Annotated in this window: 13 protein-coding genes and 1 riboswitch; of the genes, 7 read left to right on the top strand and 6 right to left on the bottom strand. The window is 27.8% G+C overall.

The window, feature by feature from the left end:
* Positions 1-983 precede the first annotated feature (983 nt).
* Positions 984-1,922 carry an IS3 family transposase gene (locus JAHGCCOI_RS01085; RefSeq protein WP_479492176.1) on the top strand — a complete coding sequence of 313 codons (939 nt, stop codon included), beginning with the start codon at positions 984-986 and terminating at the stop codon, positions 1,920-1,922.
* An 809-nt stretch (positions 1,923-2,731) separates the two neighbouring features.
* Here JAHGCCOI_RS01085 and JAHGCCOI_RS01080 read toward each other — a convergent pair.
* Together JAHGCCOI_RS01080 and JAHGCCOI_RS01075 are read right to left on the bottom strand one after the other, a co-directional pair.
* On the bottom strand, positions 2,732-4,456 hold the full coding sequence (locus JAHGCCOI_RS01080; RefSeq protein ID WP_479492175.1) for an ABC transporter permease subunit: 1,725 nt from the start codon (positions 4,454-4,456) through the stop codon (positions 2,732-2,734).
* A gap of 55 nt (positions 4,457-4,511) precedes the next feature.
* Positions 4,512-4,682: riboswitch (Lysine riboswitch) on the bottom strand.
* Between the two features lie 565 nt (positions 4,683-5,247).
* Positions 5,248-5,469, bottom strand: coding sequence for a hypothetical protein (locus tag JAHGCCOI_RS01075; protein ID WP_227807044.1), 222 nt, complete (start codon positions 5,467-5,469; stop codon positions 5,248-5,250).
* Between the two features lie 951 nt (positions 5,470-6,420).
* Between JAHGCCOI_RS01075 and dnaX the strand changes: the two genes are divergently transcribed.
* From dnaX to JAHGCCOI_RS01045, 6 genes are all read left to right on the top strand, one after another.
* Positions 6,421-8,403 (top strand): DNA polymerase III subunit gamma/tau, encoded by a 1,983-nt coding sequence (gene dnaX, locus JAHGCCOI_RS01070; RefSeq protein WP_479492174.1) that lies wholly within the window; start codon positions 6,421-6,423, stop codon positions 8,401-8,403.
* 12 nt (positions 8,404-8,415) lie between these two features.
* Positions 8,416-8,700, top strand: coding sequence for a YbaB/EbfC family nucleoid-associated protein (locus JAHGCCOI_RS01065; RefSeq protein ID WP_042068382.1), 285 nt, complete (start codon positions 8,416-8,418; stop codon positions 8,698-8,700).
* A 132-nt stretch (positions 8,701-8,832) separates the two neighbouring features.
* Positions 8,833-9,225 carry a DNA-directed RNA polymerase subunit delta gene (rpoE, locus tag JAHGCCOI_RS01060; protein ID WP_227807046.1) on the top strand — a complete coding sequence of 131 codons (393 nt, stop codon included), beginning with the start codon at positions 8,833-8,835 and terminating at the stop codon, positions 9,223-9,225.
* A gap of 292 nt (positions 9,226-9,517) precedes the next feature.
* Entirely contained in the window at positions 9,518-10,252 is a 735-nt protein-coding gene (locus JAHGCCOI_RS01055) for a CDP-alcohol phosphatidyltransferase family protein (protein ID WP_227807047.1), read from the top strand.
* Between the two features lie 12 nt (positions 10,253-10,264).
* Entirely contained in the window at positions 10,265-11,263 is a 999-nt protein-coding gene (locus JAHGCCOI_RS01050; RefSeq protein WP_212509167.1) for a phosphatidylserine decarboxylase, read from the top strand.
* Positions 11,256-12,878 carry a CTP synthase gene (locus JAHGCCOI_RS01045; RefSeq protein ID WP_479492173.1) on the top strand — a complete coding sequence of 541 codons (1,623 nt, stop codon included), beginning with the start codon at positions 11,256-11,258 and terminating at the stop codon, positions 12,876-12,878. Before JAHGCCOI_RS01050 ends, JAHGCCOI_RS01045 begins: the two co-directional genes overlap by 8 nt.
* 36 nt (positions 12,879-12,914) lie before the next feature.
* Here JAHGCCOI_RS01045 and JAHGCCOI_RS01040 read toward each other — a convergent pair whose 3' ends face one another.
* The 4 genes from JAHGCCOI_RS01040 to plsX all read right to left on the bottom strand — a co-directional run bounded on the left by JAHGCCOI_RS01040 (position 12,915) and on the right by plsX (position 15,963).
* A complete protein-coding gene (locus JAHGCCOI_RS01040) occupies positions 12,915-13,382 on the bottom strand; it encodes a hypothetical protein (protein WP_479492172.1) in 468 nt (155 codons plus the stop codon).
* A gap of 126 nt (positions 13,383-13,508) precedes the next feature.
* A complete protein-coding gene (locus JAHGCCOI_RS01035) occupies positions 13,509-14,129 on the bottom strand; it encodes a DnaD domain protein (RefSeq protein ID WP_212775528.1) in 621 nt (206 codons plus the stop codon).
* Positions 14,130-14,133: 4 nt separating this feature from the next.
* On the bottom strand, positions 14,134-14,850 hold the full coding sequence (gene rnc, locus JAHGCCOI_RS01030) for a ribonuclease III (protein WP_212775529.1): 717 nt from the start codon (positions 14,848-14,850) through the stop codon (positions 14,134-14,136).
* Positions 14,851-14,892: 42 nt separating this feature from the next.
* Entirely contained in the window at positions 14,893-15,963 is a 1,071-nt protein-coding gene (plsX, locus tag JAHGCCOI_RS01025; RefSeq protein WP_479492171.1) for a phosphate acyltransferase PlsX, read from the bottom strand.
* Positions 15,964-16,555: the final 592 nt, after the last annotated feature.

Below are 16,555 nucleotides of genomic sequence, written 5' to 3'. Positions count from 1 at the left end.
TGCCTCTTAAACGCATTATTTTGCCCCTCTCGCATTGATTTAAATCCAATTAGGGTAATAACCCTAGTCTTAATTTAGACACCCTTTAAATTCAATTTAATGAAAAAGTAGTCCTCAAAAGCCCTAGGAAAACACTCACTTTTATTTTTTCCAATTTTTGGATAAATTTAAACGAATCATTTTTTAATCTAATTTATACCCCCTCATTTGAGGGGTCATTTTTTTTACTTTTAGGACTATTTTTTTTGACAACTTTTTTTCATTTTTTTGTCTCTTCCAGGAAAAATCCCTAGTGTTTATGGTAAGCAATTTGCCATTTAACCCTGTAATTACCTAACAAAAATAGCCTAAAATCAAAAATTCCGCATTATTGTGTAAAAAAATTTAATCAATGTCGTTTTATATGCAACTTTTTCATTTTTTCGGCCTATATATATAATGGTATGTTTCTAATAAGATTAAACCCGTGGGTAAACCTAAACCCCAATTCAAAAAGCCCTCCAAGGCTGTTTTGAATTGGGTTATAATAATTAATACTTAATTCGGGTTTAATCTTATTAGAAACATATATCATTAATATTATTTTATTTAATATTAAATAAAATAATATTAATGATACTAATTAAATATAAAAACCTATCAAGAGTTTTTATATTTAATTAGTATATATAAATTTATTATAATATATCATAATTTATAATGTTTAAATGAAATATATTATCTAAACATGTGCCCGTCAAATTTAACAATTTAACGGTCAAATACCAACCCCTAAATCCCCAAAGGGGACTTTATAGGAGGGGTGTAATAGATTAATTGTAATGTTCTTCGGCTGGCCGCCTAGTTCGCTCTGCTCGTCTTTAAATACTAATCATATTATATAATAATTTAATAAATATATTTTAAAATTAACTTTTAATGCATTTTTTAGTTATAATTATTTTTGGAATTAATAAAAAATATTAAGATAATTGGTGTTAATAATGCAAAAATTAAAGAAAAAATTAAAATTATTACAAAATATGGTTTGCCACATTCAAACTATTAACAAAAAAATAGTTTTTCAATTGGTTAAACAATTTGTCAAAGACCTCAATTTAACTACTATTTTAAAAACAATTCGTATTAATCGCAGTACTTATTATTATTGGCTAAAAATTGAAAAAAAGTTAAAATTAAAAGAAACAAAACATTTAGTGCAACAACAACGTATTCAAACTTTATGTTTACAACATGAATATTTTTACGGTCATCGTAAAATTACTGATTTATACCAAGAAATTTTTAATGAATTTATTACTAAGAAAAAAGTTTATCTTATCATGAAAGAAAATAATATTTGTTGTAAGTTAAGGCCTAAAAAAAATAAATATTATTATAAAAATTTAGAATCTAACCTCAAAGTAGTCCCAAATTTAATTAATCAAAACTTTACTACCTCCCAACCCATGAAAAAACTATTTACCGATATTACTTATTTTCCCACTCCCCAAGGATTTATTTATTTTTCGTGTATTATTGATTCTTTTAATAATCAAATTATTGCCTCCCACACTTCAAACCGACAAAATAAAGAATTAATTTTAAATACAATCAAAAAAATTCCTACTTTAAAAACCCCTTGTATTATTCATTCAGACCAAGGTAAAGTTTATCAATCTCTAAAAGTACAAAAAGTTTTAACTAAAAAAGGGTTTTTAATTAGTATGTCTCGTAAAGCAACCCCACGTGATAACGCTGTCATTGAAAATCTTTTTGGCCAGATGAAAAGTATTTTATCCAACCAACATCCCTTTTTATTCCAAAAAACACCAAGTAAAATCAAAAAAATTATCAACCAATTCCCTTCTTTTTGGAATAATAAATGGTTATTAACTAAATTAAACAATTTATCACCCTTACAATATTTGCAAAATATTTAAAAAACATTTTTTAAAAATATAAATTCATAACCTTTTTAAAAAGGTTGTTTTGTTGTACATTTTTTTCTATAAAAATCAAAAATTCCTCATAATCTCGTAAAAAAATGAAACCCATGTTGTTTTTATAGCAACTTTTTCGTTTTTTCGGCCTATATATATATTGTAGGGATAAAATATTTAAAAAAAATATCTTTTGAAACTAGCAAATTATTAAAAAACATTAGACACTTTTTAAGTTTAATGAAATTATTTGTTAGTTTGAAAAGATATGAAATTATCTATTTAATTTTAAGTCTTAAAGAGTAATTTTGAAATAAAAAAGTGTCTAAAAAAACGGAACACCTCAGTTTGAACATAAACGCTATTATCCTTTAAAAAAAGAAGAAATAAAAAAATTACAAATAATAGGTGTTTTGCCAAAAGATATTAATCAAATTTTAAAAAAGACTTTATTATTCAATTTTGATAAATTGGAAATAATTGGAGAAGCTATAATTAATTCTATATTTTATATTATTTTACTTTGGCTTTTTTTATTTATACCTAAAAATATAAAATGGTTTACAAATATATCTGATTTTTTTTATTATTTATCTTTAATAATAATATCTGTTGTTTGGGCTGTTATCATTAGATATTTATTAAACAAAACAATTATTAATAAATTTATGAAATTATATCAAAAACAATTATTTAAATAATCATTTATCATATCTTAAATTTCAATCAATAATGAAGGCTAACTTTTTGAAAGTTAGCCTTTTAATAATAACAAATAAATTATAACTAAATATCTTATATTATATAGTTTAAACTTGTCTTACTTTTTCCATTTTTTTCAAAAAGAAAATAACAGTTCCTACAATAATCAAATAAATAATAGAAGAAATATAATAAGGTTTAGGGCTTGCAACACTACTATACAAAGCATTAGAAGCACAAGCAATATCAATAATTCCACCTAACATACTAAAAACAACACAATCTTTTAAATTAATAATAAACTCATTTAAAATAGGAGTTTGTGATCTTTTAATAGCTTGGGGCAAAACAATATAGCGCATTGTTTGAGTATGTGTCATTCCCAAAGACAAGGAAGCCTCAATTTGTCCTTTATCCAAAAAGGAAATATTTTTAGTAATAATTTCTGAAATATAGCCCATAGTATTTAAAATAATTACCATATAAGCAGCAAACATTGGAGTATACCAAGTAGCATTTTGGAAAAAAGCAAACTCTTTTAAGAAAAAATAACTCACAAAAGCTTGCACTAACATAGGAGTACTTTTAATAATCCATATATAAAAATTAATAATTCTACATCCTATTTGATGCAAATAATAAATTAAAAAATGACTTTTCTTTTTGGTAATATTTAACACTTGGAAAAGAACTAACAATAAAGATAAGACAAATCCTCCAAAAGTGCCATAAATCCCAAATTTAAGAGTTGTTAAAATCCCTCTTTTATAAATAGAAAAGTTATTTTTAAAAATAGACCATATATTTAATGTATCTTTTTCTGAGGTTTGTTTATACATGAATTCTTTTCTTTTATCTGAGGTAAGTTCTTTTGTTAAAAAATCTTCAATGTCTTCTTTGGTAATTTGTTTGTTGTTAATAAATTCTTTGTTAATGTCTTTTTGTTTTTGAAATCCAATAGCAAGTATTCCAGCGGCTTGTTTTATTTCTTTATATAAAGTTGTTTCTTTATCTTTTTCGATGATTTGAGCTTGTTTTATTTCTTCATCTTGTTTTATTTTATTATCTAAAATTATTTCTTTTTTAATTTCTATTTTATCTAAATTATTATGAGCTTGTAAATGTTTTTGGGCAACAGTTGCATCAGCTAAATAAAAATATTTGGAATCTGTTTGAACTTTTTGAGCTTGAACATCAAAATTGTCAATTCCTTCTACTTCATTTCCTTTTAATGTTTTTGCTATTTGTTCGTAAAAAGTTCCTCGTTGATATAACATTTTTCCAGGTAATTGAATTTTGTCATTAACTATAAATTCACCCTTATTAGGGTTATTTTTATTTATAACAATAACATAAAATTGATCTTCATCATAATAAGAATTATCAGTAAAATCAATTTGGTCTTGTCTTTCTTTTGTTTTACTCATCCCTGCAATAATTAAATCAATATCTCCATTTTGACAAGCAGGAATTAAACTATCAAAATCTATTTTTTTAATTACTAATTTAATTTTTTTATCATACTTTTCATTTAAATAATCAACTAATTCTTTAGCTACTAAAACATCATATCCAGCAACTAAAATATCACTTTCTTTACCATTTATTGTTAAAGGATGCAAGTCTTTTTTATCTTTATTATTAGAAAGATAATTATAAGGTTTATAATTGCATTCCATTCCTACAACTAAAGTATTTTCATCTTTGTTTTTAGTATTTTGAGGATAAAAATCATCATATAATAAAAAAGATACAATAATAGTTAAAATTGTTAAAAAAAGATATTTAGCTTTAAAATAATTCTTAATTCTTGAAAAAGATAACGTTAGCAAATGATTTTCCTTCCTATAAAACAAAAAACCTTCTTAAAAGAAGGTTTGAGAAAGACTTGATTAAAGCGCCTTTACTGTTAAAACAGCAAGAATATTATAGATATTTTCTATAATCTCATAATAAATTATTGCCATAATTATTATTCGGCGATGGTTACCTTTCTTATGCTTCACAGAATGCCTTCTTCACATAATACTCTTTTACACCGCTACCTCTTTTTGATTTTATATAAAATTTTATTTAGTAATCGAAACATATAATAAAAATTTATTATATAGTAAATTATAACATAATTTTTAAATTAGTTGATTCATTTTTTTGGGGATCAGGGAAAAATCGTTTTTGACATAAATTAATCCAGTGGTAATTAAACTAATTAATCCGAATATACCCCAAATAATAAGTTTTTTTCTTTTTTGGAGTTTTTATTAAAGATATTAGGCCTTTATTTTCATCATTATTACTCCTTTAAATTAGTATTTTTATACAAAAAATTAAATAAATATTTCTTAGCAGCTTCCTTTTTATTATTTTTTTTATTCAATTGCCATTAAATGGCATTTTAAGTAAAAGAAACAACCATTAACTAATAATTATACATTAAAACATTCAAGAAAATGAATTTACTATTTTTTTGCTTGTTTTAATTAAAAAAATCTTTTTTTAGAAAAGGTTTTGCTTTTGCAGATAAACTCTAAAAATATGAAAAAAGAAAATAATAAAGACTATCTTTTACGATAGTCTTTATTATTTTTGTATTTGGTGCAATTTTAATTGAACCTAAAAGTATTTAATAATAATATTTTAATTCACTTACACTAAATCCGGCGGTTTGGCATTCTGTCTTACTATAATTAGCCTCTTTTAATTCATACATACTAAATCCAGCTTGTTTAAATTGTGTTGCTGTATATTTTTCACGAGGTTCATTGCTAAATAAATAAGAAGAATGTTCTTTACCAAGTATGTTTACAATTGAAAATCCAGCTTCTTTTAATTTTTTTAAGTCCATTCCTACGTTTTCAAAAGAATTTACTGTAAATCCAGCTTGTTTTAATTCTTGTAATGTATGAGGTGTTCCGTTTTTTTAGACACTTTTTTATTTCAAAATTACTCTTTAAGACTTAAAATTAAATAGATAATTTCTTATCTTTTCAAACTAACAAATAATTTCATTAAACTTAAAAAGTGTCTAAAAAAACGGAACAGTTCAACGTAACTATATTTTATCAAAAAAAACAAAACAACAATATAATTCGTTATTTTAACCACTTTTTATGTCTTTTTGGCTTTTATTTTTTCTTTATGGGTGGGAATTAATTTTATTTTAAAACGATTATAAATTATTATTTTGATATTTTTTGGGTTATAATAAAGTCATAAGCAATTTAGTTTATTTTAGATTATTATTTATTATGTTAATTATTTTATTTATAGACAAATAGCTTTTATAATTTTAATCAGTTATAGAGTATATTGTTTTTAGCAAAACCAAAGAAATAGAAAAAATATATACTCAAAATGGTGAAAAATATTTTGTTCAAAACAATGGCGATATAGAAAATAAAAATGGCGACAAAGTATTTTTCAAAAAATGCGAGACAATAGAAAAAATAAACCGCAAAAATGGGCAAATAGAATTTTATAAAAAGAATGGCAAAATGCATAAAAAAGAATTGAAAGATGGAACTCTTATTTATTATGACGCAAAGGGAAAAAAATACAAAAATAATAAATGTAAAGTTAATTCAATCTAATCGTATTCTAACCATAGAATAGATCAATATTTTTAATTACAATAAAAAAATAATTCATTTGCAAATTTGCAAAATAAACTTCTATTTTCATCTAATATTATGTTATAATATTTAGGAGATTTTTTTGTATATAAAAATTATTTATGTTCTAATTTATCTAGATTTATTGTTGTAGTTTGGGCATAATTTAATCAAAGGAGTTTTTAGTGTCTTATTTAGTTTTATACAGAAAATACAGACCACAAACTTTTGCAGATGTTGTCGGTCAAGAAATTATTATCCAAACTTTAAAAAATTCCATCAGATACCAAAAAATTAATCATTGTTATCTTTTTAGCGGCAACAAAGGCACTGGAAAAACTACTTTAGCCAAAATTTTTGCCAAAGCCATTAATTGCTTGTTGCCCAATCAAGGAGATGTGTGTTGTTCTTGTCATTATTGCCAAAACTTTACCAAAGCAAACACAGACATCACAGAAATTGATGGAGCTTCTTATAATGGGGTTGACGAAATCAGAGAATTACAGGATAAAGCCCAATACAAAGCTCACACAGGCAAATACAAAGTCTATATTATTGACGAAGTTCACGTCCTTACACCAAACGCTTTTAACGCTTTGTTAAAAATTTTAGAAGAACCGCCCGAACATGTAGTTTTCATCTTGATTACTACCGAAATTTATAAAATCCCTGACACCATTTTTTCGCGCGCCCAAAGTTTTGCCTTTGAAAATTTGAACCTCAAAAACATCACTGCACAATTAACCAAAATTGCTGCTTTGGAAAATATGTTTATCACTGAAGATGCCATCAAAAGCATTGCTTGCCATTCGGAAGGTGGAATGCGAAACGCCCTTAGTTTGTTAGATCAGGTAAGCGCTTATCAAAATAATTTGATTACTTCAGAAGATGTTGCAAATATTAAAGGTACGGTGTCTGCCAGCATTATCAAAAAATTGTTCCAAAATCTACTAAAAAAAGAAGCGATCAAAGCATTGCAACTTTTGCACAAAGCAATTGATTCAGGCAAAAACATCGACCTTTTAATTTTAGATTTAATTGATGCTATCAAAGATTATTTAATTTGGAATGCCAAAAATAAAAAAGATTCCAAAACATCGCCACTTTCCCAAGACCAAAAAATATTATTGCTTGAAGAAACAAACCACATTGATCATTTTTTAAGAATCTTAATTAAATTACAGCAAGACCTCAAAAAAAGCGATCAAAAAAAATCTTTGGTAGAAATTGCCTTTTTGCAAATATGCTCTCTACATTCTTTTCAATTTCAAGCCAATTTACAAGAAACTCAACAATTTGTAACAAATAAAACAAATATTTACAATAATGAGCAAGCATCACTTGCATTAGATGGAACAAACGCCAAAGAAAATTATGAACCAACAAAGCTTACCCAAAACAATACAGAAAAAAAAACCTTTGACAAAACAGAAAAAATCAAACCAACTAAACTTGCGTCAATAGCAAACGAAAAACCACCAAAACCACCAAAAACAGAATATCTGCATCCAGTCCAAGATTTACAGTCTCAAAATAATTTTTCACAAAAAACACCTAACAATTCTACTACCTCCGAATTGACTCAACAAAATAACTTGCCTTCCCAAAACTCACAAGAAAACAAATCCCCAACAAAAAAACACCCTTATTTTTCCAATTCTTCTCTTTGTAATTTGATATCATTTGCAATTAATATTTTATCTAATCAAGACGAGCCAACCAAAAACACAATAACAAATTTTTGGACAAATTTAAAAAATCGCTATTCTACTCACAGTTATTATAAAAGTGTAGCCGAAATTTTGGATAGAGGAAAAATAGTTGCTTTGAGTCAATCCCAAAAAATGATTTTAGTTTTTGAAGATGAAGATGCCTTTGAACTTGTTTTACAAAAAAACATCAAACAAAAAGCTTTAGAAATTTTGAATAACGACACTTTTGCAATTATAGACTACATTGCTTTTTTAAAACAAGATTGGCAAGCCTTAGAAACTTTTTACAACAAAAATCATCCTCAGCCAAACCAGGCATCAATTGCAAAATTCAAAGCTACTTGCAATTTTGATCTTGACTTATATCAAATCAAAGCGACCCAACCAACCAAGCCTGCTATTATCCAACTAGCTTATGATTTTTTTGGTAAAGATATAGTAGAAATAATTAACTAGGAGCAAAAAATTATGAAAACACAATCTAATATGTTTGAAAAATTAAAAAAAATGCAAGAAGCAATTGAAAACGCCCAACAACAATTAGAATTACAAGAATTTATTGGCAAAGCAGGGGATGTAGAAATTGTTTTACAAGGCACCAAACAAGTCGTAGATGTTATTATTTCTCAAATTCACAGCAAAGCAATTCTCCAAGAAAGCGTTTTGTTGGCTTTTAATGCTGCTTTAAAAAAGTTAGAAAGAAAATCCAAAGAACTCATGCAAAAAGCATCTGGAGATTTGATAGAATTCTAAAATTTTTACCCCCCATATTTTGCATTTCTTTATTTTATTTAGCCCTTTTCTTTTCCTTTCTTTTCTTTTTATTTTATCACTTATCATTATTTCCCAAATCCCAAACATTATTACATTAAAAGGAGGTATTTTATGAAAAAAACCAAAACTCCAAAATCACTTTTGGAAACTGCTTATGACATTATGAAAAAACATCACAATCCTGTTTCAGTCTATGATTTATTAAAACAAACATTGCAAAAACACCAAATCCCAAATAACAACCCCAATGTAGCTAATCAGCTTTATTTAGACATCGCTTTGAGCGGAAAATTTGTTTTTTGTGAAGATAATCAATTAATTATTAAAGAAAATAATAAACTTTTTTGGGATAAAGATTTTTTTGAAAAAACTCAAATTTCAAACGACGAACCTCTAGACGAAGATACCAATTTACAAGAATTAGATTTTGAGGATTTCCTTTCTGACAAAGACACTGTCCAAACTGACCCTCTACAGGATGATTTGCTTGATTTAGAAGACTAACCTTCAGAAGAACAAAACAAAGACGATGACAAAATTGAAGATGATATTGTTTTAGAAGACAAAGATGATTATGAAGATCCATTAGAAGAAGAATACGAACATCTTTATGAAAAATAATTACTACTTTACAATTTGCATTTACAAACAACCAATCAATAATTATCAAGTTTTTTAAGTTCATTAATATCCTTTATTCTTGATGGATAAGGGATTTTTCCTTTTTTATTTCCCCCAACTCTAAACAACCAAAAATGGTTTAAGAAAAAACATTAGTAAAACGAGGTTAAATAATATGTTTTTAGGTTTTTACAATTATACAACTTATTTAACTTACCTAAATTTAATGAGTGGTTTTTGTGGCGTTGGCTTTGGTGCTTGCGGCAAATACACTTCTGCTTTAATCTGCCTATTAATATCAGGCGTTTGTGATATGTTTGATGGTGTGGTAAGCCGAACCAAAAAAAATCGCAGTCATAAAGAAAAAAGCTATGGCATTCAAATTGATTCTTTAGCCGATATAATAAGCTTTGGCGTCCTTCCTATTTTTATTAACTATTCTTTGAGTTTCAAAGGTGAAACTTCAACCCTAAAAGAAGAATTTTGGCTATTTGCACTTGTTTGGCTAGTTTGGGGCTTTTATCTTTTGGCAGCCTTAATTAGACTTGCTTATTATAATGTTTTAGCTGAAACCCAAAAATACGACTCTCAAAGCCCTTCTTATTTTACAGGTTTGCCCGTAACTGCAGCTGTTATTTTATTTCCTTTTTTATTTTTAGCTAAGTTTATTTGCAAAACTTGGGATTTCAAAAGTTTAGGATTTATCGAACAAAGACCTACTTTTTTTTGGTTTCATTTTGCCTGCATGTTACTTTTAACTTTTTTATTTCTTTGTAAAAAAATCCATTTCCCCAAGCCAAAAGCCAAAACTACAATAACAATTATTTTATTATTAGCACTAAATTTTATCCTATTTATGTTGCTTAAAATCTTATTAAAATATTTGTTACCAATGGCAATTACAAAGTGAGCGATTTACAATATGAAAATAGTTAATTTAGAAGGAAAAATTATTTGTCAAGACCCAGCAAGTCGCCTGCAAAAATTTTTATACACAAACTTAGAAAAAAACTTTTGGAAAAGATGCCTTCTCAAAATTTTGATCACTAAACCTATTTCTTGGTTAGTTAATCTGTATTTTTATTCTCCTTGGTCACGCCAATACGCTTTGAAAATCATCGAACAACACCAAATTGATTTAAACTTATTTGAAAAACAAAAATTTAGTTCTTATAATGATTTTTTTACAAGAAAATACAAAGAACTTGCTATTCCTCAAGACAACTTTGCTTTTATCAGTCCTTGTGAATCCAAATTAAGCATTTATCCTATCACCAAAAAAGCACTCTATTGCATCAAAGAAACCAATTACAGTTTAGTTGATTTGTTGCAAAATCCCACATTAGCTCAAGAATACGAGGAAGGCTATTTGCTTATTTTCCGCTTAGAACCCCATGATTATCACCGTTATCTTTTTGTAGACGAAGGTTTTTTTCAAATGTTTCCTTGCAAAATCAAAGGAAAATTACATATAGTAAATCCCATTGCCTTTGAAAGTTTTGATGTGTTTAAAACAAACACTCGCGAATATAGTATCTTACAAACCAAAAATTTTGGTAAAATAGTTCAAATAGAAGTAGGAGCCACATTGGTAGGAAAAATCCAAAATCATCCTTTGCAAACGTTTTCAAAAGGTCAAGAAAAAGGCTATTTTGATACAGGAGGTTCAACTATTATTATCTTAGTTAAAAAAAATATAGTTTCATTTGATCCTCGTATTTTAGAACACACCCAAAAAAGATATGAAACCCAAATCCCTATTTTAACTGTTATTGGTAAAAAAATAACTCCTACAAAGCCCCATCCAATCACTTATAAATCCTTCTCTGAACCCATTACACCCCAATCAAAATCAAATCAAAACTCCAATTGCACCACACAAGCCAATCATAAAGAAAGCGAAGTACAAAAACTTGAATAATAAAGATTTAAAAACCAAATTTATTTTTATTACTGGAGGAGTCGTTTCAAGCCTAGGAAAAGGCATCACTGCTGCTTCTATTGGACAAATTTTAAAAAATAGAGGTCTTAAAGTAAGTATTCAAAAACTAGATCCTTATATTAATATTGATCCTGGAACAATGACCCCTTATCAACACGGTGAGGTCTTTGTCACTGATGATGGCGCTGAAACTGATCTTGATTTGGGTCATTATGAAAGATTTTTAGATGAAAACATGAGCAAAAAGTCAAATGTCACTGCAGGGCAAATTTATCAAAGTGTGATCAATAAAGAACGCGAAGGCAAATACTTAGGTAAAACCGTTCAAGTTATTCCACACATCACTGAAGAAATCAAACGCAAACTAATTGATGCTGCTCTTTTTCACAAATCAGATGTTGTTATTGTAGAAATTGGAGGCACCGTAGGAGACATTGAATCATCGCCTTTTTTAGAAGCCATCAGACAAGTGCGCTTTGATTTTGGTTATCACAATGTTTTGTATCTTCATACCACTTTAGTTCCTTATTTAAAAAAAGCTCAAGAAATCAAAACAAAACCTACCCAACACAGCGTTAAAGAATTACGTGCTTTAGGAATACAACCTCAAATTTTGGTCTTACGTAGTGAAGTTCCTATCAACCAAGAAACCAAAAATAAAATTGCTGCTTTATGTGACATCAATCCACAAGCTATTTTTGAAGCCTTAGATGTTGATATTTTATATCAAATGATTCTTAACTTGCATCATCAAGGAATCGATGATTTTATTTTACAACATTTAAAACTTACTAATTTTTCAAACGCCGATTTGCAAGCCTGGCAACAACTAATTACACGCATCCAAAATTTAGAAAAAAAAGTAGTCATTGCTCTAGTGGGTAAATACATTGTTTTACATGATGCTTATTTATCAATCATAGAAGCTCTTAAACATGCTTCTTATCAATATAATTGTAAACTGGAAATTAAATGGATAGACGCTGAAAAAGTAACGCCAGACAATATTTCTTCTTTGCTTGAAGACTATGATGGTATTTTAGTTCCTTATGGTTTTGGCAATCGCGCTATTGAAGGCAAAATTTTAGCCATTAATTATGCAAGAACTAACAATATTCCTTTCTTTGGGATTTGTCTAGGTATGCAGTTAGCAGTTATTGAATATGCCCGCAATGTGCTACATTTACAAGGTGCCAATTCTTTGGAAGTTGACGAAAAGACGCCGCATCCTGTAATTACTAAAAAAATAGTTGACAGCAATTTAGGAGGAACCCTGCGATTAGGTTCTTATCCGTGCCATCTTAAAGCCAACACCAAAAGTAAAGCTATTTATAATCAAGAAATAATTTATGAAAGACATCGTCATCGTTTTGAGATGAATCCTCATTATGTTGCTTTATTTGAAAAAAATAATGATTTTGTTGTTTCTGGAATAAATCAAGAACAAAAGCTTTGTGAAATTGTTGAGTTAAAAAGCCATCCTTGGTTTATTGCAGTACAATTTCATCCTGAGTTTTTGTCAAGACCATTAAAACCACATCCTTTATTTAAAGGGTTTGTTGAAGCGTCTTTATTAAATCAAAAAAATAAATAATTTATAAATAAAAAACACCCTTAATAAGGGTGTTTTTTATTTGGTTAAATTATTAACTTTTTCTTGGAGGTTTTTGGCATTATCGTTTTTAAATAATTTTTTTATATTTGAAAAAATTGTATCATCTGCTTTATTAATCGTTTTTTTTAAATCATCATAAGCATCGTCTTTTGCTTTAACAATTTTTTCGTATAGGTATTTTACTACTTTGTATTCATTGCTAGTTGATTCTTTATAATATTCAATTACGTGTTTATTTACTGCTTCTAAATTAGTTTTAATGCTGGCAAGTTTGGAATTAACATTGCCTTTATTTTCTTCTTTTGTTAACTTTTCAATTGAATTATACAAATTTTGAACTGCTTGTTTTGCCCAAACTTTTTTAGGAGAAAGCCAGTTAACAGGATTAAAAGAAATATAAAAACCTAAACCTACATAAAGAGTAACAGTAATAAAAATAATGCCAGTAATGATTTTTCCTCGTTTAGTTGCTAAAAATTTCATCTTTTTAATTCCTTTACTAGTTATTTTTCATAAATAAAATAATTGAAATACTAAAAAAATAATTACATAAGTAATTATAACACATAAAAAGAGTAAGCTTGACTTTTTGTTTGCCCAAACTGAGTGTTATTTTATTTTTTTAAAAAGTTTTGCTAAGGCTTTGTCTGCTTTTTCATCGGGTATAACTGTCAAAAATTTCTTTTTGCCAAGCAAAGTGTTGATGTAAAAAACAGAGGTTTTTTTAACACAAAGAGCTTCTTCAATTGTGTTTTTAATTTCTTCATGGCTAAATTCTTGGTCTTGATACCAATTTCTAACTAAATCTAATTCGTTAGATGTAAGAGTTTGTCCTTTGTTGTGTTCTAAATATTCAATAGTTTGTTGGATTAAGGTAAGTTGGTTTTGGCGTTTGGATTCGCGAATTTGGTCTTGATAGATTTTTTCTAGCTTGGCAAAAGTGGGGTGTAGTGAAAAAACTTCAATAATTTTATGGTTTTTAGTTTCTTGGGAAAGGTCAAAAAAATTCTTTGACATTAATTGTTCTAAAATATGTTCTACTTCTTTTTTAGTGATTCCTGCTTTTTTGGCTAAGGCGTTGGACGAAAAGACGCGTTTTTTGGAAAAATCTAGTAAGAATAGCAAAATAGTTAGTTCAGGGTAGGTTAATCCTAATTTTTGGTATTCTTGAATTAACATTTTTTCTACTTGTAAAAAACCATCTTCGTAAAGTTTTTGAAACATAACCATATTATTATTGAAGCTCCTTTTCTTTGCCGCCTTTGTTGTTGAGTAGGTCTTTGGGTTTGGCAACTTTGGATAATGCTTGTTGGGCTGCTTTTTGCTCAGCGGCTTTTTTAGTGTTGCCTTCACCTGTTCCTAAAAGATTTTTTTCTAAATAAACTTCTGCTACAAAATTTTTAGAATGAGCAAATCCTTGCTCTTGGACTATTTTATATTGGATAGTTTTTTTTTCTGACTGAACTATTTCTTGTAATTGAGTTTTAAAATCAATAATATAGATAGTTTTGGCTAAGTGAGGTAAGACAATATTATGAAAAACTTTTTTGGCTGTCAAATATCCTAAATCAAGATAAATAGCACCAAATAAGGCTTCAAAAGTATCTGCCATAATACTTTTAGCATTAAAATCTTTGTTTTTTTCTCCTTTGCCTAAAAGAAGATAATTTTGCAATTCAATGTTTTGAGCGTAGATGATAAGTGACCTTCCACACACCGCTTGAGCTCTTTTTTTAGTCATAATGCCTTCGTCTTCTTTGGATTGGGAATAAAGATAGTCAGCCATAAGTAAGCCTACGATGGCATCTCCTAAAAATTCAAGTCTTTCGTTGTCTTCTTGGGGTGGGTTTTGTTCGTTAGAATAAGAGCTGTGGGTAAGAGCTTGTTTGTAAAGGGCAAGGTTTTGGGGAGTGATATTGAGGGTTTGAAAAAGAGTTTGGATGTTTTTCATAGGAATTGGCTTTCTTTGGTGGTTTCAGAATTTTTGGGAGTTTCAGAGGTTTTGGGAGCTGTGTTTGTTGTTGATGCTTGTTGACTTTGGGTTTCTTTGTTTTTTTGAACTTTCTAAGGAATGAGCAATTTTTTGATTTACTTGGGCTTTAATTAGTTTTTGAGCTTGTAAAATAGCTTGGCAAAAAGCGTAAGCTTGGGAAGAGCCGTGAGCTTTAATGACAATTTTGTTAAGTCCTAAAAGCATAGCTCCTCCAATTTGGCGTGGGTCTAGTTGGTTTTTTAATTGTTGTAGTGGTTTTTGAAATAAAGTTTTAGTGATCATTTTTTTGATAAGATTTTTAGTAAGGATAGTTTTTAAGTGGTTCATGAAATTAAGCATTGTGCCTTCATAAGTTTTTAAGGCGATGTTGGCAGTAAATCCATCACTTAATAAAATGTCTGCTGAAGTAGTAAGAAGGTTTTGAGGTTCTTCGTTACCGCCAAAATTAAGATTGGAGTCTTGGGATAAAAGTTGGTAAGTTTCAAGTTCCAAAGCTCTTCCTTTGGTAGGCTCTGTTCCGATGTTAAGTAGTTTTATTTGGGGATTTGGAATTTCTAAAATTTCTTTGGCAATAATGGTGGCATAATTTGCAAAAGTGTGCAAATGCTGGGGTTTTAGTTCGGTGTTAGCGCCTGCATCTAACAAAATTCTTGTGCGATTATCAAAGGAATTAAACATAGGGGCAATGGCAATTCTTTGCATTAAAGGCATTTTTTTAAGAATAAGATGACTTGCTAAGACCAAAGTTTGGGTAGCGCCTGCCGAAACTACTCCTTGAACCTCATCTTGTTTGGCTGCTTCAAGCGCTAAAAATAAAGAAGCGTTGGGAGTGGCTTTTAATTGGTCTCTTATATTTTTGTCGGCTGATCTTAAAAAATAAGGGGTGTGTTTGATAGTAATTTGGTTGTTGCCAAAAAAAGGAGTTTTTTCAATAAGTGGAGTTATTAATTTTTGATTGCCATATAAAACGACATGAAGTTCTTTATTTTTATTTAAGGCAAGCAAGGTTCCTTTGACAATTTCTAATGGGGCAAAATCGCCTCCCATGGCATCTATTGCTATTTTAATCATAAAAAAGCTCCTTTCTTTTGTGTATTTTTTTTGAAATTTGATTTTATTTTTGTTTTTTAGATTAAATTGTTTTGTTGGTAAATAAAACGTTTGAGGTTTTTTAAGTTTGGGGTTCATTAAAAAGTATTTTATTTTTACCAAATCGAAATATAGAGGCAAAAAATAAAAATAGGGCTAAATCATAATTTGATTGTTTCTTTTGTGAAGTGTTGAAAAATTATAATCCATCATAATAAATTACTTTGATAATAATTATCTTCTAGCCTTTTTGAGTTAAAATTTCAAAGCATTTGCAATTAAAAGAAATTTCAGAAAAAGCATTATCAAAATAATTTTCAAGTTGCAATTAATAAGTCTTGGCAAAAATGTGGCAAAAATAAAAAAAATAAAGAGGCAAATAATGATATCAAAAGATTGGTTGACAAATAATTATAGAAACAAAAAGATAATTTAGAACAAATTAATGATAAATTTATTACAAATATTTTTTTATCAAAATAAAATTTATAATAATTTGCTATAATAGTAAATGAAATGTTAAATAAAAAAACTACATTAAACAGTTCAATATTATTTTATCATATTAGGAGAT

The sequence above is a fragment of the Mulberry dwarf phytoplasma genome (assembly GCF_056504655.1).
The sequence above is the reverse complement of the archived record's forward strand: the minus strand, read 5'-3'. Positions and strand labels throughout refer to the sequence as shown.

Coding starts and splice junctions, on each gene's coding strand:
- JAHGCCOI_RS01085 (WP_479492176.1), top strand. CDS start 984: ATGCAAAAATTAAAGAAAAAATTAAAATTATTACAAAATATGGTTTGC.
- JAHGCCOI_RS01065 (WP_042068382.1), top strand. CDS start 8,416: ATGAAAACACAATCTAATATGTTTGAAAAATTAAAAAAAATGCAAGAA.
- JAHGCCOI_RS01055 (WP_227807047.1), top strand. CDS start 9,518: ATGTTTTTAGGTTTTTACAATTATACAACTTATTTAACTTACCTAAAT.
- rpoE (WP_227807046.1), top strand. CDS start 8,833: ATGAAAAAAACCAAAACTCCAAAATCACTTTTGGAAACTGCTTATGAC.
- plsX (WP_479492171.1), bottom strand. CDS start 15,963: ATGATTAAAATAGCAATAGATGCCATGGGAGGCGATTTTGCCCCATTA.
- rnc (WP_212775529.1), bottom strand. CDS start 14,850: ATGAAAAACATCCAAACTCTTTTTCAAACCCTCAATATCACTCCCCAA.
- JAHGCCOI_RS01050 (WP_212509167.1), top strand. CDS start 10,265: ATGAAAATAGTTAATTTAGAAGGAAAAATTATTTGTCAAGACCCAGCA.
- JAHGCCOI_RS01035 (WP_212775528.1), bottom strand. CDS start 14,129: ATGGTTATGTTTCAAAAACTTTACGAAGATGGTTTTTTACAAGTAGAA.
- JAHGCCOI_RS01075 (WP_227807044.1), bottom strand. CDS start 5,469: ATGGACTTAAAAAAATTAAAAGAAGCTGGATTTTCAATTGTAAACATA.
- JAHGCCOI_RS01040 (WP_479492172.1), bottom strand. CDS start 13,382: ATGAAATTTTTAGCAACTAAACGAGGAAAAATCATTACTGGCATTATT.